Source organism: Mesorhizobium sp. B2-1-8 (assembly GCF_006442545.2).
Taxonomy (GTDB): Bacteria; Pseudomonadota; Alphaproteobacteria; order Rhizobiales; family Rhizobiaceae; genus Mesorhizobium.
In genome coordinates this window covers 4,274,040-4,295,291 of record NZ_CP083952.1, presented here as the reverse complement: position 1 = coordinate 4,295,291, position 21,252 = coordinate 4,274,040, and the positions used below count along the sequence as shown (strand labels likewise).

At 60.4% G+C, this 21,252-nt stretch carries 24 protein-coding genes and 1 tRNA gene; 14 read left to right on the top strand and 11 right to left on the bottom strand.

Annotated elements, in window-relative coordinates; genetic code table 11:
* Window positions 1–129 precede the first annotated feature (129 nt).
* Together FJ970_RS21040 and FJ970_RS21035 are read left to right on the top strand one after the other, a co-directional pair.
* Window positions 130–780 carry an OmpA family protein gene (locus FJ970_RS21040; RefSeq protein ID WP_140760139.1) on the top strand — a complete coding sequence of 217 codons (651 nt, stop codon included), beginning with the start codon at window positions 130–132 and terminating at the stop codon, window positions 778–780.
* Between the two features lie 255 nt (window positions 781–1,035).
* The gene (locus FJ970_RS21035; RefSeq protein ID WP_140760141.1) at window positions 1,036–1,641 is read left to right on the top strand and encodes a hypothetical protein; all 606 of its coding nucleotides are present in this window, start codon (window positions 1,036–1,038) and stop codon (window positions 1,639–1,641) included.
* Window positions 1,642–1,792: 151 nt separating this feature from the next.
* On the opposite strand, the gene FJ970_RS21030 is transcribed toward FJ970_RS21035, so the two are convergent.
* Window positions 1,793–3,370 (bottom strand): DEAD/DEAH box helicase, encoded by a 1,578-nt coding sequence (locus tag FJ970_RS21030; protein ID WP_181178674.1) that lies wholly within the window; start codon window positions 3,368–3,370, stop codon window positions 1,793–1,795.
* 192 nt (window positions 3,371–3,562) lie between these two features.
* Window positions 3,563–4,336 (bottom strand): NAD kinase, encoded by a 774-nt coding sequence (locus tag FJ970_RS21025; RefSeq protein ID WP_140760143.1) that lies wholly within the window; start codon window positions 4,334–4,336, stop codon window positions 3,563–3,565.
* Window positions 4,337–4,658: 322 nt separating this feature from the next.
* On the opposite strand from FJ970_RS21025, the gene FJ970_RS21020 reads away from it, so the two are divergent.
* Entirely contained in the window at window positions 4,659–4,862 is a 204-nt protein-coding gene (locus FJ970_RS21020) for a hypothetical protein (RefSeq protein WP_140760145.1), read from the top strand.
* Window positions 4,863–5,094: 232 nt separating this feature from the next.
* The gene (locus FJ970_RS21015; RefSeq protein ID WP_210243051.1) at window positions 5,095–6,063 is read left to right on the top strand and encodes an NAD-dependent epimerase/dehydratase family protein; all 969 of its coding nucleotides are present in this window, start codon (window positions 5,095–5,097) and stop codon (window positions 6,061–6,063) included.
* Between the two features lie 33 nt (window positions 6,064–6,096).
* On the opposite strand, the gene glf is transcribed toward FJ970_RS21015, so the two are convergent.
* Together glf and FJ970_RS21005 are read right to left on the bottom strand one after the other, a co-directional pair.
* Window positions 6,097–7,281: a UDP-galactopyranose mutase gene (gene glf, locus FJ970_RS21010; protein WP_140760150.1), complete on the bottom strand. Its 1,185-nt coding sequence runs from the start codon at window positions 7,279–7,281 to the stop codon at window positions 6,097–6,099.
* A gap of 16 nt (window positions 7,282–7,297) precedes the next feature.
* Entirely contained in the window at window positions 7,298–8,200 is a 903-nt protein-coding gene (locus FJ970_RS21005; RefSeq protein ID WP_140760153.1) for a hypothetical protein, read from the bottom strand.
* A gap of 187 nt (window positions 8,201–8,387) precedes the next feature.
* Here FJ970_RS21005 and FJ970_RS21000 point away from each other — a divergent pair, with 187 nt between their 5' ends.
* The 4 genes from FJ970_RS21000 to FJ970_RS20985 all read left to right on the top strand — a co-directional run bounded on the left by FJ970_RS21000 (window position 8,388) and on the right by FJ970_RS20985 (window position 12,889).
* Complete coding sequence (locus FJ970_RS21000) at window positions 8,388–9,317, top strand: hypothetical protein (RefSeq protein ID WP_140760156.1); 930 nt, start codon at window positions 8,388–8,390, stop codon at window positions 9,315–9,317.
* 287 nt (window positions 9,318–9,604) lie between these two features.
* Window positions 9,605–10,639, top strand: coding sequence for an extracellular solute-binding protein (locus FJ970_RS20995; protein ID WP_140760159.1), 1,035 nt, complete (start codon window positions 9,605–9,607; stop codon window positions 10,637–10,639).
* Between the two features lie 99 nt (window positions 10,640–10,738).
* Complete coding sequence (locus FJ970_RS20990; RefSeq protein WP_140760162.1) at window positions 10,739–12,166, top strand: amidase; 1,428 nt, start codon at window positions 10,739–10,741, stop codon at window positions 12,164–12,166.
* 21 nt (window positions 12,167–12,187) lie between these two features.
* Complete coding sequence (locus FJ970_RS20985; RefSeq protein WP_181178675.1) at window positions 12,188–12,889, top strand: TetR/AcrR family transcriptional regulator; 702 nt, start codon at window positions 12,188–12,190, stop codon at window positions 12,887–12,889.
* Between the two features lie 8 nt (window positions 12,890–12,897).
* Here the strand turns inward: FJ970_RS20985 and FJ970_RS20980 are convergent, their stop codons facing one another.
* A complete protein-coding gene (locus FJ970_RS20980; protein WP_140760165.1) occupies window positions 12,898–13,659 on the bottom strand; it encodes an MBL fold metallo-hydrolase in 762 nt (253 codons plus the stop codon).
* 5 nt (window positions 13,660–13,664) lie between these two features.
* Here FJ970_RS20980 and FJ970_RS20975 point away from each other — a divergent pair, with 5 nt between their 5' ends.
* Genes FJ970_RS20975 through FJ970_RS20965 form a run of 3 tightly spaced genes read left to right on the top strand, consistent with a single transcriptional unit; the run spans window position 13,665 to window position 15,233 of the window.
* Window positions 13,665–14,297 (top strand): DUF2793 domain-containing protein, encoded by a 633-nt coding sequence (locus FJ970_RS20975; protein WP_140760167.1) that lies wholly within the window; start codon window positions 13,665–13,667, stop codon window positions 14,295–14,297.
* The gene (locus tag FJ970_RS20970) at window positions 14,294–14,920 is read left to right on the top strand and encodes a hypothetical protein (protein WP_140760169.1); all 627 of its coding nucleotides are present in this window, start codon (window positions 14,294–14,296) and stop codon (window positions 14,918–14,920) included. The genes FJ970_RS20975 and FJ970_RS20970 overlap by 4 nt, the downstream gene beginning before the upstream one ends.
* A complete protein-coding gene (locus tag FJ970_RS20965; protein ID WP_227791865.1) occupies window positions 14,904–15,233 on the top strand; it encodes a hypothetical protein in 330 nt (109 codons plus the stop codon). Before FJ970_RS20970 ends, FJ970_RS20965 begins: the two co-directional genes overlap by 17 nt.
* 95 nt (window positions 15,234–15,328) lie before the next feature.
* Here FJ970_RS20965 and FJ970_RS20960 read toward each other — a convergent pair whose 3' ends face one another.
* The 5 genes from FJ970_RS20960 to FJ970_RS20940 all read right to left on the bottom strand — a co-directional run bounded on the left by FJ970_RS20960 (window position 15,329) and on the right by FJ970_RS20940 (window position 18,926).
* Entirely contained in the window at window positions 15,329–15,547 is a 219-nt protein-coding gene (locus tag FJ970_RS20960) for a Flp family type IVb pilin (protein WP_140760174.1), read from the bottom strand.
* Window positions 15,548–16,056: 509 nt separating this feature from the next.
* On the bottom strand, window positions 16,057–16,851 hold the full coding sequence (locus FJ970_RS20955; RefSeq protein ID WP_140760177.1) for a sterol desaturase family protein: 795 nt from the start codon (window positions 16,849–16,851) through the stop codon (window positions 16,057–16,059).
* A gap of 96 nt (window positions 16,852–16,947) precedes the next feature.
* Entirely contained in the window at window positions 16,948–17,145 is a 198-nt protein-coding gene (locus tag FJ970_RS20950; protein ID WP_140760180.1) for a hypothetical protein, read from the bottom strand.
* Window positions 17,146–17,257: 112 nt separating this feature from the next.
* Window positions 17,258–17,569, bottom strand: a complete 312-nt coding sequence (locus FJ970_RS20945; RefSeq protein ID WP_140760182.1) for a hypothetical protein — start codon at window positions 17,567–17,569, stop codon at window positions 17,258–17,260.
* 490 nt (window positions 17,570–18,059) lie between these two features.
* The gene (locus FJ970_RS20940) at window positions 18,060–18,926 is read right to left on the bottom strand and encodes an acyltransferase family protein (protein ID WP_181178676.1); all 867 of its coding nucleotides are present in this window, start codon (window positions 18,924–18,926) and stop codon (window positions 18,060–18,062) included.
* Between the two features lie 474 nt (window positions 18,927–19,400).
* On the opposite strand from FJ970_RS20940, the gene FJ970_RS20935 reads away from it, so the two are divergent.
* The 3 genes from FJ970_RS20935 to FJ970_RS20925 all read left to right on the top strand — a co-directional run bounded on the left by FJ970_RS20935 (window position 19,401) and on the right by FJ970_RS20925 (window position 20,940).
* On the top strand, window positions 19,401–19,766 hold the full coding sequence (locus FJ970_RS20935) for a hypothetical protein (protein ID WP_140760186.1): 366 nt from the start codon (window positions 19,401–19,403) through the stop codon (window positions 19,764–19,766).
* Window positions 19,763–20,185 carry a hypothetical protein gene (locus FJ970_RS20930; RefSeq protein WP_140760188.1) on the top strand — a complete coding sequence of 141 codons (423 nt, stop codon included), beginning with the start codon at window positions 19,763–19,765 and terminating at the stop codon, window positions 20,183–20,185. Before FJ970_RS20935 ends, FJ970_RS20930 begins: the two co-directional genes overlap by 4 nt.
* A gap of 485 nt (window positions 20,186–20,670) precedes the next feature.
* Window positions 20,671–20,940: a hypothetical protein gene (locus FJ970_RS20925; protein WP_140760191.1), complete on the top strand. Its 270-nt coding sequence runs from the start codon at window positions 20,671–20,673 to the stop codon at window positions 20,938–20,940.
* A 118-nt stretch (window positions 20,941–21,058) separates the two neighbouring features.
* Here the strand turns inward: FJ970_RS20925 and FJ970_RS20920 are convergent.
* Window positions 21,059–21,134: transfer RNA gene (locus FJ970_RS20920), tRNA-Thr, on the bottom strand.
* Window positions 21,135–21,252: the final 118 nt, after the last annotated feature.

The following is a 21,252-nucleotide window of genomic DNA, read 5'->3' as shown; positions in this document are numbered from 1 at the left end:
CAACAGAGCCCGGGAAAAGCCGCGACGCCCACTTTTCCCGTTCCGTTTTTCGCCGCATTTCATGGTACAAGTCGCGGTAAGGGCTGATTTGGCGCCGTCGTAAGGCGTGACTTGGAGAGGGACCATCCTATGAAAAAGACCGTGCTCGTCGCGATGGCGACGGCTCTGCTCGTGACCGCGTGCACCACCACCGATCCGTATACGGGCGACCAGAAGATTTCCAACACGGCCGCGGGCGCGGGTCTTGGCGCCCTGGCAGGCGCCAGCCTTGGTCTGCTTGCTGGCGGCAATGATCGTCGCAACGCGCTGATCGGCGCCGGCATCGGCGCGCTGGCCGGGGGCGCCATCGGTGCAACCATGGACCAGAACGAGGCTGAACTGCGCCGGCAGCTCCAGGGCACCGGCGTCAGCGTCACCCGCAGCGGTGATCAGATCATCCTCAACATGCCGTCCGACATCACCTTCAACACCGACCAGGACGCGGTGAAGCCCGGCTTCTACCAGGTGCTGAATTCGGTGGCGCTGGTGCTGAAGAAGTTCAAGCAGACCACGGTCGACGTTTTCGGCCATACCGATTCGACCGGTGGCGACCAGCACAATTTCGATCTGTCGCAGCGCCGTGCGCTGGCGGTCGCGAACTATCTGTCCGGCCAGGGCGTCGATCAACGCCGCTTCGCCGTCACAGGATTTGGCAAGACAAGGCCCGTCGCGTCGAATGCCACGGCCGAGGGCCGGGCCCAGAACCGACGCGTCGAGATCCAGCTTTCGCCGCTCACCTGAGCAGAATCGCGTCTCAAGCGATGCGAGAAACGGCCCCAAATGGGGCCGTTTTTCATCCAGCCGTGTATTGGCGCTCGGTTTCGTGACAGCAGTCAAAGAAAATTAGCAATATCTAATAAATTCTTTTCCGCGGCCGTGGAAAGGATTAGCATCGACGCTGTTCCAGAGAGGATGGGGCGGTTTAATCGGCCGCGCAATCAACATCGTTGCCGCCTCGGTCTTGCACGGCCAGATCATGAAATCTGGGAGGAATGCATGACAAGAACAGCCAGTCTTGGGCGCTGCGGCGTCCTCGCTTTGACAAGCGTTGTAGGCGCATGGTTAGGCCTCGCCACGGCTCATGCCGAGGACGCCAACAAGGCCGACATCGACGCGTTGAAGAAATCGCTCGCCAAATATCAGGATTACACCGCCGCCGTCCGCGATCTCTATCTGTCGACGGTCGGCTGCGTCTACTACAGCGGAGAAAAGATACCCGGCTCCATGGTTTATCCGAAGGGCGCCATGGGCATCCATTTCGTCAACGTCCCAAGTGTCGGCCAGAAACTAGATCCGATGCATCCCAATGTATTGATCTACGAGCCGACCAAGAAAGGCCTGAAATTGGTCGGCGTGGAGTGGCTGGTGCCGCTGACCCCCGACATCAAGGAACCACCCAAGCTGTTTGGTCAAACCTTCATGGGCCCGATGGAGGGGCACTATCCGTTAATTCCCAGGGAGTTCGTCCACTACGATCTTCACGCCTGGCTCGAGGACAATCCGAACGGCATGTTCAGCCCGACGAACCCGAAGGTGAAATGCGACAAGGCCGAGTTTCCGATGCTGGAGAAACCGACCAAGATGATGCCCGGGCCGATGTGACCTGGAGCGGACCAGCGTCCAATGGAATTGCTGAACTGCCCCAATGTTTCGTTCCCAGGCAATTCCGGGACGCTATGCGCTTTTCCTTGAATTGCTCTTGGCTACAGGGCGAAAAAGGAGGCAAGCCGGGTAGCCGGCTTGCTGGCTGGAATCAGACCTTGGCGACGATGCGCATGAAGGCCGGCATGTCGTCGCCGAAGCCGACTGTGGTGTCGTTGTCTTCCTGATGATGGCGGGCAGGGCGGTTATTGCTGCGCTGCGGCCTGGTATCACCGCGCTCAGGTGCGCGCGGCTCATTGCGGTCGGACGATTTGCGCTCCGTGTTTTCCGAACGGATTGCATCCTTGCGCGCGCGCCGTTCGACAATATCGGCCGTCTCGGCCACATCGGGCTGCGGTTGAGCAACCGCGGTCGTGACATCTTCCTCGCTGTGCCTGCCGCGACGCTCGCCGCCCTTCTTGCGCCCGCCCCTGTCGTTGCGGTCCTCATCCTTGCGGCCGGCACGGCGCGGCGCGCCTTTGCCGCGGCGCGGAGCATCGTCCTCGCCTTCGCTGGCAACCACCGTCGACAGGTCGCCGTCATGCCACTCGATCTTGGCGCCGATCAGCCGCTCGATGGCATCGATATACTTGGTGTCGGACTTGGTCGCGATGGTGAAGGACTTGCCCGAGCGCCCGGCGCGGCCGGTGCGGCCGATGCGGTGGACATAGTCCTCGGCGTGGATCGGCACGTCGTAGTTGAAGACATGGCTGACATCGGGAATGTCGAGGCCGCGCGCGGCGACATCCGAGGCGACGAGATAGCGCAGCTTGCCGTCGCGGAAATTGGCCAGCATCTGCATGCGCGCGCGCTGGTCCATGTCGCCATGCAGCGCACCGGCGTCGAAATCATATTTCAGCAGCGAGCGGAACAGCTCCGAAACCTCGATCTTGCGGTTGCAGAAGATGATCGCGTTCTTCAGCTCCGCGTCCTCGGCCTTGATCAGGTTACGCAGCGTTTCGCGCTTGTCCCAAGGCTTCGAGCCCGATTTGACCAGCCGCTGGGTGATGTTGGTAGCCGCCGACGCGGCCTTGGAGACCTCGACGCGGACCGGCGCATGCAGGAATTTTTCCGTCAGCTTGGTGATCTCCGGCGGCATCGTCGCCGAGAAGAACAGCGTCTGCCGAGTGAACGGGATCATCTCGCAGATACGCTCGATATCGGGAATGAAACCCATGTCGAGCATGCGGTCGGCCTCGTCGATGACCAGGATCTCGACGCCGTTGAGCAGCAATTTGCCGCGCTCGCGGTGGTCGAGCAGGCGGCCTGGCGTCGCGATCAGCACATCGGCGCCGCGCTCCAGTTTCTTGTCCTGCTCGTCGAACGACACGCCGCCGATCAGCAATGCGATGTTGAGCTTGTGGTTCTTGCCGTATTTGACGAAGTTTTCTTCGACCTGCGCGGCAAGCTCACGCGTCGGCTCCAGGATCAGCGTGCGCGGCATGCGGGCGCGGGCGCGGCCCTTTTCCAGCCGGGTCAGCATCGGCAGCACGAAGGAGGCGGTCTTGCCGGTGCCGGTCTGGGCAATGCCCAGCACGTCCTTGCCGAGCAAGGCGTGCGGGATCGCACCAGCCTGGATCGGGGTCGGCTGGGTGTAGCCGGCATCGGTGACTGCGGAAAGCACCTTCGGCGACAGGCCAAGGTCCGAAAAGGTCAACGCTTCTTGAGCGATCGTCGTGTCTGAGGACAAGTGTTGCTGTCTTTGGCTGGTTCGGGGAAGCGCAACGTCATTCGTCGCGGCAAGCGCCACGCGCCTGCAAGATTGGTATTGCGATTAGGCGCAAGCCCGCGATTTGTCAACAGAAACGGGCAGGATTGGTGCGATTGTGAAGTTGTAACCTTAATCGCGATGCTTAATCCGACCGCTTGTCTCCGTGCCGGCTCAGTAACGGAACTGTTCGGCCAGGATGCGTTCGTTCCAGGAGTGGTTGGGATCGAACAGCAAAGTCGCGGTGGCGGTCGGCGATTCCCGCACCGTGACCGATGTCACCGCCTTGACCTCCGTGTGGTCGGCGGCGGCGTTCACCGGCCGCTTTTCCGGCTCCAGAATGTCGAAGCGCACGGTCGCCTTGTTGGAGAGCAATGCGCCGCGCCAGCGTCGCGGACGAAACGGGCTGACCGGCGTGAGAGCCAGAAGGGGCGCATCGAGCGGCAGGATAGGGCCGTGCGCGGAAAGATTGTACGCGGTCGATCCGGCAGGCGTCGCGATCATGACGCCGTCGCAGTTCAGTTCCTCGATCCGTATCTGATCATCGACGCTGATGCGGATCTTGGCCGTCTGATAGGATTGGCGCCAAAGCGCAACTTCGTTGATCGCCAGCGCCGTGACGTGTTCGCCATCCGAGGTGGTTGCCAGCATCTCCAGCGGGCGGATCGTCTCGGCGACCGCGGCCGCGATGCGCTCGGTGAGCCCTCCGGACCGGTACTCATTCATCAGGAAGCCGATGGTGCCACGGTTCATGCCGTAGACTTTCTTTCCGGTGCCCATCGTGTCGCGCAAGGTCTGCAGCAGGAAGCCGTCGCCTCCCAGCGCCACCACGACGGTCGCCTCGGCGACCGAACGTTGGCCATAGCGCGCCGACAGGCTTTCAACAGCCGCCTTGGCGTCTGTTGTCTCGGACGAGACGAAGGCGATGCTGTTGGCGGCTGTGCTCATGGCTTCCCGATCGCGACCGATTGGCGCCGGCAGGTTCTGGCCGCGCCAGCGCCGGGGTAGCATGGGGCGGGCGGGTCTGCAAAGAGAGCCTCCGCCAGTTCACGAAGTGACGTGCGGCAGTGCCGCCACATGGGCCGGTCGCGGTTGATGTCGTGGCGCGATCGAATGTGATGGTTAAGGCCACGCTTAAGGTCTCGTAAAGCTGGATCGATCATGTTAGCCGGCATGGGGTGGCGTGGGGCGCCCGCAGCACCGGCTTATCCTTCGGGACGCAAAGGACGCTGCGCACGTTAGATTTGTGTGCACGATCCCGCGGATCCTGATGCCGGCGGACATGCGCCAACCGGACGAGGCCGACATATTGCCGGTAGCACGCCTGATCATCGTCTTTGTCATGTTGGGAAGTTTCGCGCTTGTCTTCGCCGAACTGGTGCGCCAGTCGGAACAAATGAGCGCCAGGCCGGTCCCGACGGCGTCACGCTGCGGTGATGCCGCCGGAATGCCTTGCCCGCAAAGGGCACTGTAGGCCGCCCAGACACGCTGACCGGACCAATATCGCCGAACTCGGCAGGCACCAGCCGTGACCCAGAGGTGACCGATCACCGGCTGGCGCAAGACAAGTTTGATCGTTGCAATTGCGGCATATACAAAAGCACTGATAGAAGCGCTTTGGATCTGACATTGGATTCCGTTTCTCTCGTTTCTGGGAATCGAGCCGCGCGCCGGGTTGACCGGCCGAATCTGGGTGGTAGGGCATGCTGCGTAGCGTATTGGTTTCCGGGGGCTGCGGCTTCATCGGATCGCATCTTGTCGATCGCCTGCTGCGGCGCGACGATCTGGAAACGCTTGTCGTCGTCGACAATTTGTGGACCGGATTGCGCGACAACATAGCCCATGTCTCGGATCCACGCTTCAGCCTGCGGATTGGCGATGCCGAAAGCTTCGAGGCGAGTGGGCATTTCGATGAGATCATCCATCTGGCGTCACCGGCTTCGCCCGTATGGTATATGCGCGAACCGGTCCGCACGATCAAAGCCAATATAGGCGGCGCGCTCAATCTCCTGTCGCTGCTGCGGCCCGGCGGCCGCTTCTGTTTTGCCTCGACCTCGGAAGTCTATGGCGATCCCCTGGTTTCGCCGCAGCCGGAGAGCTACCGGGGATCCGTCGACTGCACCGGGCCACGGGCCTCCTACGACGAGGGCAAGCGCTGCACCGAAGCGCTGCTGTTCGAACAGCAGCGCGTCAGCGGGCTCGATGTCCGCGTCGTCAGGCTGTTCAACACCTATGGGCCGCGAACGCGCATCGATGATGGCCGCGCCGTTTCGAATTTTGTCAGCCAGGCCCTGACGACCGGAATCCTGACGGTTTACGGCGACGGCTCCCAGTCACGCAGCTGGGGTTATGTCGACGATATCGTCGATGGGTTGGAGCGCTTCTTCTGGCGCGACAGCATCTCGCACCGTGGTCCCCTGAACATCGGCAACAACCGCGAAATCTCGGTTCTCGACACCGCGAAATTCGTCTGCTCGCTTGTTCCCGGCAGTCGTATCGAACACCATGCGCCTGTCCCGCAGGATCCCACGAACCGGTGCCCGGACCTGACACTGGCAAGGCAGGTTCTTCCCGGCTGGGAAGCCACGACCGGTTACCAGGAGGGGATCCGGCGTACTTTCGAATGGTTCAGGCAACAGATTGCCGACGGCGGCAAATTGGCGGCGACGGCCTGAGAACCAGAGATTTGCGGCTTCAGACCCGGTCCGTCATGGCGACCGCGAAACAGAATCGAGCCGACCGGCGAAATAGGGCTCAAGCACGGTTTCGAAGGCCTTTAGGGCGGCACCGATCGCCTGGTGCATGTCGAGGTAGCGGTAGGTCCCCAACCGTCCCCCGAGATGCAGGTTTTTCTCCGCACTCGCCCGATCGAGATAACGGCGATAGACCGCCTGATCCTTGCGCGTGTCGATCGGATAATAAGGCTCGTCGGTGCGGCCGGCAAAACGGGAATACTCGCGGCCGATGAGCGTTTTGTCGCTCCCGTGCTGGCGCTCCGGGTTGAAATGCCGGAATTCGACGACGCGGGTATAAGGCACGGCTTCGTCCGCGTAGTTCATGATCGCCGTACCCTGGTGGTCCGGCATGTTCAGGACCTCCAGATCGATATCGATGGTTCGCCAGCCGAGTTCGCCCTCGCTATAGTCGAAATAGCGGTCGATCGGGCCGGTGTAGACGACCGGCAGGCCCTTCGGCAGCAAGGGCTTGATATCGAAGAAGTCGATGCCAAGCCGTGTTTCGATAAGCTCGTGCGCGAGCATCCTTTCGAATATCGCCGTATAGCCATCCACGGGTTGCCCCTGGAAGCGGTCGTTGAAATAACCGTCCTCGAACGTGTAACGGACGGGCAGGCGCGCGATGATCTGCGCCGGCAGTTCGCGCGGGTCCGTCTGCCATTGCTTGGCGGTGTAGCCCTTGATGAAGGCCTCGTAGAGGTGGCGGCCGACGAGGGAGATCGCCTTCTCCTCGAGATTGGCCGGTTGGCGGTCGCCCAGTTCCGCCGCCTGCTCGGCGATCATGCCACGCGCCTCGTCGGGGCTCAGCCGCCTGCCGAAGAACTGGCAGATCGTGGCAAGGTTGATCGGCAGTGGATAGACCTTGTCGCGGTAAGTTGAGAACGCACGATGGCGATAGGCCGTGAAACCGGTGAAGGCGCGCAGATAATTCCAGACCACCTCGTTGGATGTATGGAACAGATGCGGCCCGTAGCGATGGATCTCGACGCCGGTGACCGGATCTGGTTCGGTGTAGGCATTGCCGCCGATATGCCGGCGCCGGTCGATCACCAGCACGCGCCGGCCAAGCTGCGTAGCGATGCGCTCGGCGAGTGTCGCACCGTAAAAGCCTGCGCCGACGATGAGGATGTCGGCCTTGGCCAGCAGGTTCCTGTCCATTCGCCTATCCGAATCCTTAGGGCTCGAGAATTATCTGGGACAGGTCGACCGACTTGGAATATTGCCTGCGCAGCAGGCGCCATAACAATTTCATCAATCGGTTCACCTGGCGAAAAGCTTTCCTGTCCAAGAGATAGTCGGCCACCATACGCAGGCCGATCATGGGTTTCGATCGCCAGCGCCTGCCTTTGCGATCGACGGCCTCATAGGACAATGGAAAGAACTCGCCAAATCCATATTGCGACGCCAGTTGGTGATATTCGTCATGAGGCGTTCTGCCTGACTTGAGCATCGCTGTCGCCAGATGAACTCCCACCGGCCGCGTATGACGAACGGGCAAGGCGTCGAAAACAGCCGATCTTCCCAGATTTTGCGCGGCAAGCCTCGTCCATAGGGAATCGAGGCCAAAACCGCTCATGGATTCTTTGAAAAGGGGCAGCATCTTGGCCGCGACGTCGGTTCTCAGGCAGGGAGCCATGATCTCGATCTTATCGACCAGGCGAAATTCGAAGCTCTTGCAGCGAAGAAATGGTAGGTGAGAAAAATAGCTGTCCAGCGTCAGTGCCGGCTGGGCAATGTGCAGATCCAGTCGGCGCATTTTGGCGAACATTGCTTCGATAGTCGCCCGGTCAGCCTCCAGATCATCATCGGGGAACCAGATATACTGGTAACGATCGAGCAGGTCCGGCCGCTGGCTGAGCAGAGCATGGATGCCATCCCATTTGCCGCCCTTGTAGTCGACCCTGTTTTCATACGGCTGCCGAAATGACGACGGATCAGTTCCATAGTAACTGACAATCAGGTCGAATTCGCATTCGGACACATCCGCTCCCCATCCGCGATGGAGAGAATTGTCTCCAGCCCTGACGATGACGAGATTGCGGCGGGTACTCGTCAAGGACTTGGTTTCGGCGTCCATTCATGAGTCCAAAGCTATAATGGTGAGCCCCTACACCAAACCCGAATGAAAGCGAAGAGCCAAACATCCGAAGAAAATGATCGTCCAGCACTGATGTCTTGTACTGTGCTTGCGACACACCGCGAATCTAGATTCGCCGCTCGATCGATTCTAGGCTCGATGCGCAACCATTGCAGGCGGGACTCTCATGAAGCTGATTGTTGTGACCCCGGCCGGCCGCGAGAAATATCTTCGCCTGCTGAGCCATCATGTACTGAAAAGTCCCGAGGTGGACGAATGGCATCTGTGGGACAATTGCCGCAATGAAGCCGACCGCGCCTATCTCCAGAAATTGGCAGCCAGCGATCCTCGCTGCAAGATCAAGACGCTCCCGAGCGCCGACGGCAGCCTAGAGATCATCGGCAGGTTTTTCCGCTTCTGTGACGACGCCGACGCTCTCTATCTGCGCCTCGACGACGACGTGGTGTTTCTGGAGGAGGGTTTTCTTCCCAGATTTAAGGAGCGGGCGATGGCGGAAAAAGGCTCGGCCCTCTGGTATGCGCCGCTCATCATCAACAACGCGGTCTGCAGCACCCTGATCAAGAATTTTTCCAGGGTGCTGATCGATGGGCCACTCACCTGTCAGGCGATGTGTCCGTACTCTTGGGCGCACGCAAGCTTTCCAATGGCGCTTCATCCGGTCTTCATCGAGGCCGTTCGGACGAACCGGCTTAGTGATTTCCGCGTCCCTGATCGGGAAGTCAGGTTGGGGCGCTTCTCGATCAACGCGATCGGTTTTTTCGGGTCGGAAGTGCTGGACATCGGCGAAGTCTTCTTTCCGCCGGGAAATGACGAAGAGGAATGGCTGTCAGTGACGTTGCCGGCGAAGCTCGATCGTCCAGGCAAGGTTTTCGGCGATCTGGTCGCCGCCCATTTCAGCTTCTTCACACAGGAGCAGCGCCTGCTGCAAACCACCATCCTTGACGACTATTACGCGCTCGCCGGGCTGCCCGCTCCCGCTTACGAGAAGCCGGTTGTCAAAGCGAGATTGAAGGACCGATTGAGGCCATGGCGGAAGCGGAAGGACCCCGCGCCTAAATATAGGGTTTCCCTTCCAGCCGACAGGCATGGCGCCTGAAGGCTGGAGCCTTCTCTTCGCTTTTTCACCCAGGTCGAAACTTCAGGCAATTGCCGGGCAACACCAAGCCTGTCGAAAAGATATTGACTGTATAGTTAGTTATAATCTAGCTTCGAAAGCGAACACCGAGTTGGTCAGCTGGCGTCAGCCAGTGAATGGCCGCGAAGAGGGGGACTTTCCTGACCGCCATTCGGCCCGTTGCTGGGGCGGAAGGCTCAGGCTTGTTCATCAGCAGGAATGGACCTGAGGCGGCGACGCCGCCGGTCCCAACAATGGGAGCAACTCGCATGAACTGGAAATTGACCGCTGCGGCCGTCGGGCTGTCGCTGTTCGCCGCAACAGGCGTCGCCCGCGCCGATGGCGAACTCAACATCTACACCTGGGGCAACTACACCAGTCCGGACCTGATCAAGAAGTTCGAGGAGACCTACAAGATCAAGGTCACCGTGACCGACTACGACTCCAACGACACCGCGTTAGCCAAGGTCCGCCAGGGCGCTTCCGGCTATGACATCGTCGTGCCTTCCGCCAGCGTCGTGCCGATCTGGATCAGCGAAGGCCTCCTGCTGGAAACCGATCCCAACACGATGGAGAATTTCAAGAATGTCGATCCGCGATGGGTCGACGTTCCCTTCGATCCGGGCCGCAAATACACCGTTCCCTGGCAGTGGGGCACGACAGGCATTTCAGTGAACAAGTCGGTCTATTCAGGCGACCCGAACACGTCTGCGCTGTTCCTCGACCCACCGCCCGAGCTTGTCGGCAAGATCAATGTCGTCCCCGAAATGGGGGACATCATGTTCCTCGCAATCGCTTATGAAGGCGGAAAATACTGCACCAACGACATGCAGGTGCTGAAGAAGGTCCGTGACAAGCTGGTCGAGGCGAAGGCGAAATGGCTTTCGCTCGACTACGCGGCCGTCGACGGCCTGGGCAGGGGCGACATCGCCGCCGGCGTCGACTGGAATGGCATATCGCTGCGCGAGCGGCTGCAGAACGACAAGATCGTCTACGGCTATCCGAAGGAAGGTTTTCCGATCTGGATGGACAATGTCGCCGTTCTCAAGGACGCCAAGAACGTCGACAATGCCAAGCTCTTCCAGAACTTCATAATGGACCCGAAGAACGCCGCGATGATCTCGGCTTTCGCTCGCTATTCGAACGGGATCAAGGGCTCGGAAGCCTTCATGCCCGACGATATGAAGAACGCACCTGAGGTGAATATTCCGGCCGAATTCGCCGCCAAGGGCCAGTTCATGCCGGCCTGCCCACCGGATGTGCAGGCGCTTTACACCAAGATCTGGACCGACCTCCAGAAGTAGCGCCACCAGCCGAACCCGACAAAAAAGCCACCGGGCCGCGATGCGCGGTCCGGTCATCCCCAATGCCAGGTGCGATCACGTGATCGCGGGAGATTTTCGATGTCCGATCTCGACCTTTGCTACATGCCGGCCAGCGAGGCGCTGCGGCTGTTCAAGGCGAAGAAACTCTCGCCCGTCGAACTGATGCGGGCCACCATCCGCCGCGCCGAGGCTACCAAATCGGCGATCAACTGCTTCACCTTCACGCATTTCGAGGAGGCAATGAAGCTGGCCGCGAAGGCAGAGGCGAAATATGCCAAGGGCGCCAGGACCGGCGCGCTCGAGGGGCTGCCGATCGGCATCAAGGACGAGAGCTACATCAAGGGCAAGCCGACGTCGCATGGCTCGCTGCTGTCCAGGGATGCCATAAGCGGACACACCTCGACTATGAACGAGCGTATCATCAACGCCGGTGGCATCGTCCATGCGCGCACGGCGACGCCCGAATTCAGCTGCGCCGGTTATACCTGGTCGAAGCGGTGGGGCGTCACCCGCAACCCTTGGAATCCCGACTTCACGCCGGGTGGCTCGTCGGGAGGTTCGGCGGCAACGCTGGCGTCGGGCACATCGTCGATCGCCACCGGCTCCGACATTGGCGGATCGATCCGTATTCCGGCGTCGGCCTGCGGTCTCGTCGGCTACAAGCCGCCTTATGGGCGCAACCCGGACGAGCCGCCCTTCAACCTGGATTTCTATTGCCATACCGGGCCGCTGGCGCGGAACGTCCGGGATGCGATCCTGCTGCAGAATGTCATGGCGGGTCCGAGCCCGCTCGACATCGCCACGCTTCGCCCCAAGCTGCGCCTGCCGCTTGATTACAAGCCAATCAAGGGCTGGAAGATTGCGTTCTCGATGGACCTGGGCTCTTTCGAGGTCGATGCCGACGTCCGCGGCAACATGCTTGCCGCGTGCGATGTGTTCCGCTCGCTTGGGGCGACGGTCGAGGAAGTCGATCTTGGCTGGGATGACGGAGTGCTCAAGGCAGGAATGGCCTATCTGGAGCATCTTTTCGGCGCTTCGCTATCGCAATTGCTCGCCGAGCACGGCAGCGACATGACCAGCTATGCCAGGCGGTTTGCCGAGGACGGGCAAAAGTCCAAGGCCACCGACTTCGTCGCGACGCTGGATGTGGCGGCACGGATGTATCAGACGCTGGGTCCGCTGTTGGAAACCTACGATGTGCTGATCTGCCCGACGAATGCGCTTCCCGCGGTGCCGGCGGAGTTCGATCAGACCACCGGAACCGTCGAGATCAACGGCAGAGAGGTGAACCCTTCGCTGGGCTGGGTGATGACGACGCCGTTCAACATGCTGAGCCGCTGTCCGGTGCTTTCCATGCCTTCGGGGCGGGCGGCGAGCGGTGTGCCGACGGGCTTCCAGATCGTCGGTCGTACCTATAGCGATGCCGACGTCTTCCGGGCTGCGATGGCCTATGAAACGGCGCAGGGGCAATGGTACACAGACGCCGGAACGCGCCCATCGCTTTGACAGGCGGTGCAAGGGAAGTGGATGAAGATAGTGCAACGCAAGGCAACGGCAAAAGGCACGGTCGAGAGGGCCAAGGGCAGGGCTTCGGCCAATGACGCCGCGCCCAAGGACCGTCGCCGGGAACGCGGTGAAGCCAGCGTGCAGCGCATCATCGACGCCACCATCGAACTCATTGCGGAGGAGGGGCTGGCGAGCGTCACCATGCAGCGCATCGCCGAGCATGTCGGCTCGTCCAACGCCCTGGTGGTCTTTCATTTCCGCAGCAAGGAGAACTTGTTCAGGGCGGTGCTTAAGTATCTCAGCGATCAATATGACGCGCTGTGGCTCAACCTGGTGCGAGCCCCCGGCCTGTCGCCGGTCGAACGGCTGTTGGGCGCGGTCGGCTGCGCGCAGCGCTTCGCCAGGCAGCATCCGAAATGGGTGTCGGTCTTTGTCGCCTTCTCCAGCGACCGCAAGAGCATGCAGATCTACAATGAAATCGGCCTGCCCAGCGATCTCGCCTACACCGCCGAAGCGCGCGAATTGCTGGTCGAGATTTCGCGCGGCGGCGGTTACGCCGGCGTCGACATAGACACGCTGTCGGAGAGCCTGAATTACCTCGTTCACGGAGCGTGGTACTGGGATCACCTCAACCCGGCTGGCCGCGACACTGACGTCGTGCGCAAGACCATGCTGCTGCTGCTGCACCAGGCCTTTCCACGGCATTTTGACTTGATGCCATAACCCGCCCCTCAAAGGCTCTGCCGCAGATGGCAGCCGGCCTGCCGCTTGCGCGCGAGATACTCGTCGATCAACTGGCGGTAGCGCACCTTGCCGAAGCTCGGGAAATGGCCGCCATGCACGACCGAGACGTCCAGATCGCGCATGGCGAGCAGCGTCGCCATGTAGTCTGGAATATCCGAGTGGTAGACATCGTCGATAAGCGGGCCGTCATAGATGATGTCGCCGGACAGCAGGATGCCGGTCTTCTTTTCGTAAAGCGCAATGCCGCCCGGCGAGTGGCCTGGCGTGTGGACGACTTCGAAGGCGCGGTCGCCGAGATCGATGATGTCGCCATGCGCGAGCAGATGGTCGGCCGGCGCCGGCTGGATGCGGTAGCGCGCTGTTTCCCAGCCCTTCGGCTGGCGATCGAACATGTCATCGGTCGCATAGGTGCCGGCGGCGGTCCATTCGTTGCGCGGATCGGCGAGGATTGCCGCCTCCGCCGAATGCACGCAGCGATCGGGGAACTCATGGTGGCAGCCGATGTGGTCGAAATGCGTATGGCTGGCGACGCAGGTCAGCTTGCGCTCGCTCACCAGTGGCACATGCGTGCGCAGGCTGAAATGACCGAGACCACTGTCGAACAGGAGATCGCGGTCGCGGCCGCGCACGTGCCACATATTGCAGCGGAAGAACGGCTTGATCCAGGGCTCGTGGATCAGCGTGATGCCGTCCGCCATGCGGATCGTCTCGTACCAGTCCGGTGCGTCGATGACCGCGAGCATGCCCATGTTCAATCCGTCAGCAGGATGATCTGGTCGGTATCGCACGAAACCGCCACGGTGTCGCCCGGTCGGACAGTGGCGGTAGCGGGCAGCTTGGCGCATCGCCGACCGGTGCCTGGTCGGGCAAGGCAAAGTATGTTGCCAATTTCTTCAATGGCGCGTGGTTCTTCATCCCTCCTTTGCCTGGCGCTCAAGCCTATGCAGCCGACGAGGACGCCTACTATTACTATGATGCCGGTGGGACATGGACGTCCCTCGGCAGCGGCGGCGGCAGCGGCGGCACATCGAACCCAACGGAATCTCTCATCATCGCCATTGGCGACGAGACGACCGCCATCACGACCGGAACGGCGAAAGTCACGTTCCGCATGCCCTACGCCTTCACGCTATCGACGGTGCGGGCGTCGCTGACGACGGCGTCGTCATCTGGGACGCCGACGGTCGATATCAACGAGGCCGGCACCACGATCCTGTCGACAAAGCTGACGATCGACATGAGCGAGAAGACGTCGACAACGGCGGCCACTCCGGCGGTGATTTCCGACCCGGATTTGGCCGACGATACCGAGATCACCATCGACATCGATACCGCCGGCACGGACGCCGCTGGGCTGAAGGTCTACCTGATCGGGTCTCGCCCGTGAGCATGATGGTTCAATCGGGCCGCTTTGGCGGCGGGGGTGGTGGTGGTGGCGGCGGTTCGCCAACCTCATATTTCAACACCGGTGGCAGAGGCGATCGAACCGCGTCAATCACCACCACCCTGGTTTCTGGAAGCATCGCAGGCACGATCGACAATCTGGTTGACGGTGCCTTTGGAACCAACACAACGGATTCGTGTGCATTCTTTGCCAGCCAGACCAACATCGTCATCAAGTTCGATTTCGGAACCGGCAAGATCATCGACGGCTTCCGCTGGTATCAAAACCAAGGCAGCGGCCACGGCACCTATGTGTTCGAGGGCTCGAACGACGACAGTTCCTACACGCAGATCGGTGGTTCGTTTACCCTGGGTGCGGCCATTCTAACGGATTTCACGGGGATCAATAGTACGGCGTACCGGTATTACCGGCTGCGCCAAACCGCCGGCACGACATCGAACATTCCGTGGCTGGAGGAAATCGAATTCCGCATCGCGGCGTCTGGTGATGCAGCGCGAGACACCCGGGAGTATGGCGACCGCACTGCGATCATCACCATATCCACAACTGCGTCGATCACCGGCGGCGCCATCAACCACCTGATCAATGGTGGGCCTCGCAGATGACTCGTCGGGCGGTGTTCAATTCTCAAGCGGCGAGTCGTCCAAGGAGATCAAGTTCGACCTCGGAACCGGGAAGATCCTGACCGGGCTGCATTGGCTTCAGGATGGCACGAATTCGCATGGAACCTGGGTGTTCGAAGGCTCCAACGATGACAGCACCTATACCGGGCAGGGAAGCAGCTTCACGCTTGGCGGCGCGCTGATAACGGAAGTGACATGGTCGAATTCCACCGCCTATCGATATTATAAGCTTCGGCAAACCTCTGGCTCGACTTCCACGCAGATCAACCTCGAAACCGAGTTCAGGATCACCTGATCGAAAAGGACGAGGGCCGGCGCGACGAACGCCGACCCTCTAGCGCGTCCCGTCGGGTTCAATGACAGGGGCGTGCGTTGCTTGTTACGAAGACGCTAGGCTGCAGCGGCAGCGCAAGCAGTGTTGCCAGTAGCCCCGTGGCCATTGAGCGCGGTGCAAAGGCCGGTGAACTGACCCGTTACCCAGACGCCGATGCCGATGATGATCAGGATCGACGCGGCGGCGATAATGCCGATGAGGATGGAATATTCGACCATGGCAGCGCCGGATTCTTCGTCACGGAATGCCCTGGCAATGCTGATAAGTTTCGTCATTTGGATTCCCCTGTTTACACCCTACTAACCCGGACAGAGGTGCCTAAAAGGTGCTCATCCCCCGGTCCTGATCTCGATCCTGTTCCTCCCAATGCTTGGGTGTCAACTGTCGTTTAATGAACGGTTAACTCTTGAATGCTTCGAGACGCAAGGTTCACATGCTTAAGTAGCTGCTAATGCAAGCGAATTCCGCGCCTTAACCATAGGGCGATGTTGGCTACCCCTTCGGTAGGATCTTATCGGCAGATATATCCCGTTATTAAGCAGCGGCTAATGCGATCACGCCCAATGCGCTGGCCCCCTATGCCCCGCTGATCCGCTCTGCCGAAGATCACGGCCGGGTCGTTACTCCGGTGTTTGCCTAACCCGGGGCAGCGCCTGTCCATGATCAGCTTAGCAGCGCAGGAGACCACTCCGGAAAGCGGAGATGTATCTCTAACGCTATCAGGATACCCCCCAAAATCGCTATCGCCATTACAAGCTTTTGCGACGCCGTCATCTGAACCTCCTTAGCCGCCGCCTGGGGCTGGTCGCTTCGGCAGATTCTGGCGCGGCACAAGCGGATATCCGACCTGGCCGAAGTAGTTTTTTGGGATAGGATCGTCGACCCCGTATTTCTGCGGTGCCTCGTCCCCGGGCAGGTTAAACGTGCCGAAGATCGCGTCGATGATAGCCAGTTGGCCAGCGAAGTTCTTGTCATAGGCGGCACGCTCGTTGGCGTGGTGCCAATGATGGAGTTGCGGACTGACAATCAGCCATTTGAATGGTCCGAAATTCATCTTGACGTTGGAGTGGATCAAGAGCGTGTGCCCTAGGTATATGACGAAATATATGCCCAAGGCCTCGGTTGTAAATCCGAGCAGGAAGACAGGTATAAGCGTCAAGGACTTGGAGACGAACAGGTCCACCGGGTGAAGGTGGAAGCCGACGAGCCAGTCCATCTCGTCGACGGCGTGGTGGATGGAATGGAACCGCCATAACGCCGGGATCGCATGAAAGGCGCGATGGATGAAATAGACGCCTAGATCGGTCAAGATGATGATCTCGATGACCTGAAGCCATGTGGGCTGCCCACTTATAGCATTGGTCAGACTCATGGGGATAAGCAGCGCCCCAGCGTTAATCGCAGGCGCCAGCATGAGCCCCGCCAGGAGGTTGACTATGCCGCCGTTGAAGGTGGCATAGATCAGATCGTTGACGATGCCTTTGCGGAAGATTTGCTGGGGCCGCAGAGAAAAAAGCCGCTCCAGCGGAATGAAGATCAAAGCGCAGATCAACAGCGATTTGAGGCCAAACATATCCATGATCCATCCCACCCAATGTCTGCCGGAGAATGAAGCACTCGCAAGCTTCCCATGCAAGCGGATGGTGTACGGGAGGTTAGTTCCTGGGCAGCCGGACTAAATGAGCCAGCGTGCGTGGAGATCATCCCACGCTTCGTCTCTTTGGCGCCTCAACTCATATTCCGGCACCAGCACCGGCTTTTCGAGGACGGCCGTGTGCTTCGGCCATACATAATCGCTGGCTTTCTGCCCGCCCCAAATGGCGATCAGCACAGCGACCGCTACACCACAGGCGCGCTCGAAAGATAGTTCCACCGTAACGGCCCCCTCTGCTGCCGGGATGATGAGCAAATAATGCCAATAAAAGATGAACGGATGGCAGGCTTGAGTGGTCCATGCGCCTCGCGCACTTTGCAAAACGGCTGATTTAAGTCGGCTTGTCCACCAGCGGCTTCTTTCTCGTTGGAGGCTTGTAGGCGTTCACCAGCCTGACGACAGTGGCATCGACCGTGACGGGAATGCCCAGGTTCACCGTCACACGGTCTTTGTCGAGTAGGTGCGTAACGTTGCCGATCAGTTCGATCGGCTGGCCGTGCGCGACCTTTGTCGTTCGGTCGAAGATCGAGTGCGGAAAATCGTAGGAGGGGATCGTCACGCTGATGCGATCCTCTGTCACGCGACCCCGTACCTTCGCGGTGATGGCGACCTCATCGCCGATGTTGAAGCTGCCCTTTGCCATACGATGAGTCTGGCGCGGCCAAGGCCTTCGTCAAGCGATTGCTAATGTGAGATTGGTGCCTTCGAGGCGACCCGGCTACCAGGAGGGGGATCTGGGGGATCATCCAACAGCAGCCGGGTCATGCCGGAGATCCTCCCGGCGGCGCTATCATGTGCTTGTATTAGCAATAGCGCAAATACCTCTTTCGTAGCGAGCACGGAAGCGTAAGGGTGCCTAAGCGAACTGAAGCTGCTCTTCGACTGGCCTCTCGCGCATCCTCAACACAAGCAGTCGCGTAGCTGCGAATGGACCCATGACGATGAACGCCAGTGCGAGGTCGAAGAAGACCGAAAAGAATGCGCTGGGGACGTAACAAACGGCTTCCATGCTGTTGACCCTTTCAACCACCTGCCTGGTGGCCTCCTCCGCCCTATCAGCATGATCCGGCTTTGGCGGAAATGCAAGCACGGCGCGGCAGCCGGGGCTCAACCGGGCAGCGCCTGGCTGATCGTCAGCGGCCGCGCCGGATTTCGAACACCAGGGTCACCGCGAGCGCGACGAGGGCCACAAGCACGGCGCCCACGGCAGGATGAAGGCCGGTCCAAAACGCGACGAGTATGACCGGATAATGCGTGGCATAGAGCGGGTAGGACAATGCTCCGGCCCAGGCAGCCCATTGTGCGCGCGGCAAGGCGAGAGACGCCCGAACGATGAAGGGGCAGGCGAGCAACGCCGCGATTTCGAAGCTGGCATTGCTTGATCCGATACTGAGCAGGATCGCCAAGGCGACTACCGCCGCAACAGGATGATGTCTGAGCGGGGTGTCGCCATAGCGGCGGAACATCCAGATTCCGACCAGGTAACAGGTCAGTTCACGCGGGATAAGCCACAGGATCGACCCGATATCGGCTCCCCAGTGCAGGTGGCCTTCAAAGTCGACGGCGGCGAGAACACCGCAGAGCCCCGCCAGTATGAGCAGCCGCGCATTGGACAATCTCGCGAAGATCGCACCATGAAGCGCGTTGGCGATGATCTCCACGAACAGCGACCACGTCGGGACGTTCAAGGCGAATGCCGTTGGACCGCCTGCTGGGAGAAACAGTAGGATCAGCGCATAGGACACCACCATCGGGATCGACGGGCCAAGCATGGCGGCCGTTACCGCGAGCCCGATGGTCGAACCGATGGCAAGCGGAAGGAATAGGCGGCGATATCGTAGGCCGATGAAGCCAAGCGTCGACAGCCCGTCCCGCAAGCGATGCTCGTAGGTCCTGGTCATGACGAAACCGGACAGGATGAAGAACAGGTCGACGGCCACCGAAAAGCCGATGGGAACGTGCGGGAGGTCGTACGTCAACACCAAATGGAAGGTAGCCACGGCTAAAGCCGCGACCCCGCGTAGAGCATCCAGCCCGTAAAGCCTTCCCCCCATGCACTTCAAGGTGGACCGGGAACGTCTGCCGGTCAACTTCCGCAGCGCCGCGATGGCAGTTTGCCCGAGGCTTGCCGATAAATCGCAACTTATGCAACATCCGCGGCATGCGCGATTGTGAGCTGACAGAGCGGCCGGGCAAGGGGTGGACACCGTGGAAAGAGGGCGCCGTCGACCTTGAGATCGATCGAATCTGGTGGGCGGCGCGGTGCCTCCACTTCGCCAAGCTGAACGTCTCATGCTGGTTTGACGGATCAGATCTCGTCGCGATCGAGCATTGGGGCTATCGTCGGCCGCAATGGTGCATGCGGCTCAAGCCGAAGGGCTGGGTGCCGCTGCCGGGAGAATTCAGGCTGGAGCGCGAGCGCGTGCAGCAGGAGGCGCTTGCCAGATATCGGGCGGCGGCGACGGAGCGATGCCTTGCGGCCACAGCGAGGCGCCATCGTGATCACCGGGCGCTTTTCTCGCCGTGCCATGCTCGTCGGCGCAATTGCCGCTCTTCCCGCCCTGGCAGGCGCTACAGCGCTTCAGGGCCTGCCGGCAGTGATATCGCTCACCACAAAGCCGCTTCGCAGCCACGCGGATCGGTGGGCCAGCATCGAGGCGAGGTTGGCCGAGCTGCCCCCCAAGATAGCCGAGAACCTTCGAGAGCAGTTCTACACTGTGATCGAGCGTGTCTGGCAGATGCAGCAGAGCGGCGTCGATTCGACGACGATCAGGGCCTACATCACCGATTGGAAAGGGGACAGGATCGCCTACATCGACAGCCCGGAGGCGTGGGCATGAACGCGCCAGTCGGAACCCTGAAGCCGCTCGGGATGCCCTCGGGCATGGACCCTCGCACATGGCGCAAGGCGATCGAAGCCCGTGTCAACGAACTGCTTGACCAGTCCATGGCGCTGATCACCGCGCTCGACGTGATGGAGGTGGACTGCGATCTCGAGCCCAGCGGCGACGAGCTGGACGCCTCGACTGCCCATGGCGGCGCCATAGGAGGCCATTGGAACGAGGACACAGAGCAGGAAGACAGCGGCTTCGGCGATCAGGACGGCATGAACGAGGACTGCACGGGCGAGCCGTCGCTTGGCTGGACAATGGCCATGAACCAAGACCACGCAATGACGAGATCGGCCGGCTGGGCGCTTGACGACGGCGAGCAGGACGTCGGCGACATGCCCGAAGACGAGCGCTACAGCGGCCTCTGACTTTCCCTCATTTGCGGGAATGTGGCCCGGCTGCGCAGGTGGCCGGGCTTTCTGTGGCGGAAAAGTCACGCAACCTGGATAAGCGGTGCTGCAACTGGCGCGCGCTTATTAACCAGCTAGGCGAAGCGTATCGTCATGGAGGGTAAAGGGGAACCTTGACCGCACGCGTTTTTCATTTCCTCCCGAACTAGCGCCCGCTGCGGAAAACGTGGTGGGCGTCTTTCTTTTTGAGACTGGTGGGCTTCGGCTTCCGGGCCTTTTTTGATGTTGCCTAATCTCAGCCAATAGGAACATATTCCCGGCGCGGCGATTTCTAATTCGAGCTGCACCTGGTGCTGCGTTTGAAGAAAGATCGCCTGGCGAAGCCCCCAAGCCTCAAGCCCGGCAAAGTTACGTCCTGATCCCCATCAGGAGGCCGGTGGAGGAACCGGCAATCTCTTCGATGCAAGACAGATGCCAGCATTTTGGTCCCAAAACGAGACAGGATGTCCAAGACCATCGCCGACGCCATTCGCAGCCGTGAGACGTTCTACGTCACCTGCGGTCATCCCATGTGCAATCATTCCACCCAGCTCGACCTGCAGGCGCTAGGCGCCCGCCTGGGGCTCGACCACGGCGCCATGCACAATGACCTGGTGAAGGTGTTTCGGTGCGATCGGTGCAAGCAGGCGGGAAGGGATCAGCGGCCGGCGTTTTTCACCTGCATCCCGGATTATGGCCGATTCGATCGGGAGAGGATGGGGACGAAGGGCTGACTGCTGGGTGGCCACGGTTTTTCGTTAGGATAACGATTCTGTCACCCGAAACGTTACCCAGGGTGACATCTGCCACAAGACATGGTTACGCAATCGTTAGCTAAGTTGTTGATGTTGCTGGTGCCCCCGGACGGAATCGAACCGCCGACCTTCGGTTTACAAAACCGCTGCTCTACCAGCTGAGCTACAAGGGCACGGCGCTTCGGTTAGCATATTTGTTGCGCCAGTAAAGACAAAACTCCATTTTTGGCCCCGTCGTGGTGGATGACGCCATGGTCCGTGCTGAAATCCGCAAACGCGCTTCCTACATGA

What these genes read in the sequence shown, in the direction of transcription:
- FJ970_RS21040 (WP_140760139.1), top strand. Translation starts at nt 130, where the DNA reads ATGAAAAAGACCGTGCTCGTCGCGATGGCGACGGCTCTGCTCGTGACC.
- FJ970_RS21035 (WP_140760141.1), top strand. Translation starts at nt 1,036, where the DNA reads ATGACAAGAACAGCCAGTCTTGGGCGCTGCGGCGTCCTCGCTTTGACA.
- FJ970_RS21025 (WP_140760143.1), bottom strand. Translation starts at nt 4,336, where the DNA reads ATGAGCACAGCCGCCAACAGCATCGCCTTCGTCTCGTCCGAGACAACA.
- FJ970_RS21020 (WP_140760145.1), top strand. Translation starts at nt 4,659, where the DNA reads ATGCCGGCGGACATGCGCCAACCGGACGAGGCCGACATATTGCCGGTA.
- glf (WP_140760150.1), bottom strand. Translation starts at nt 7,281, where the DNA reads ATGGACAGGAACCTGCTGGCCAAGGCCGACATCCTCATCGTCGGCGCA.
- FJ970_RS21005 (WP_140760153.1), bottom strand. Translation starts at nt 8,200, where the DNA reads ATGGACGCCGAAACCAAGTCCTTGACGAGTACCCGCCGCAATCTCGTC.
- FJ970_RS21000 (WP_140760156.1), top strand. Translation starts at nt 8,388, where the DNA reads ATGAAGCTGATTGTTGTGACCCCGGCCGGCCGCGAGAAATATCTTCGC.
- FJ970_RS20995 (WP_140760159.1), top strand. Translation starts at nt 9,605, where the DNA reads ATGAACTGGAAATTGACCGCTGCGGCCGTCGGGCTGTCGCTGTTCGCC.
- FJ970_RS20990 (WP_140760162.1), top strand. Translation starts at nt 10,739, where the DNA reads ATGTCCGATCTCGACCTTTGCTACATGCCGGCCAGCGAGGCGCTGCGG.
- FJ970_RS20985 (WP_181178675.1), top strand. Translation starts at nt 12,188, where the DNA reads ATGAAGATAGTGCAACGCAAGGCAACGGCAAAAGGCACGGTCGAGAGG.
- FJ970_RS20980 (WP_140760165.1), bottom strand. Translation starts at nt 13,659, where the DNA reads ATGGGCATGCTCGCGGTCATCGACGCACCGGACTGGTACGAGACGATC.
- FJ970_RS20960 (WP_140760174.1), bottom strand. Translation starts at nt 15,547, where the DNA reads ATGACGAAACTTATCAGCATTGCCAGGGCATTCCGTGACGAAGAATCC.
- FJ970_RS20955 (WP_140760177.1), bottom strand. Translation starts at nt 16,851, where the DNA reads ATGGATATGTTTGGCCTCAAATCGCTGTTGATCTGCGCTTTGATCTTC.
- FJ970_RS20945 (WP_140760182.1), bottom strand. Translation starts at nt 17,569, where the DNA reads ATGGCAAAGGGCAGCTTCAACATCGGCGATGAGGTCGCCATCACCGCG.
- FJ970_RS20930 (WP_140760188.1), top strand. Translation starts at nt 19,763, where the DNA reads ATGAACGCGCCAGTCGGAACCCTGAAGCCGCTCGGGATGCCCTCGGGC.
- FJ970_RS20925 (WP_140760191.1), top strand. Translation starts at nt 20,671, where the DNA reads ATGTCCAAGACCATCGCCGACGCCATTCGCAGCCGTGAGACGTTCTAC.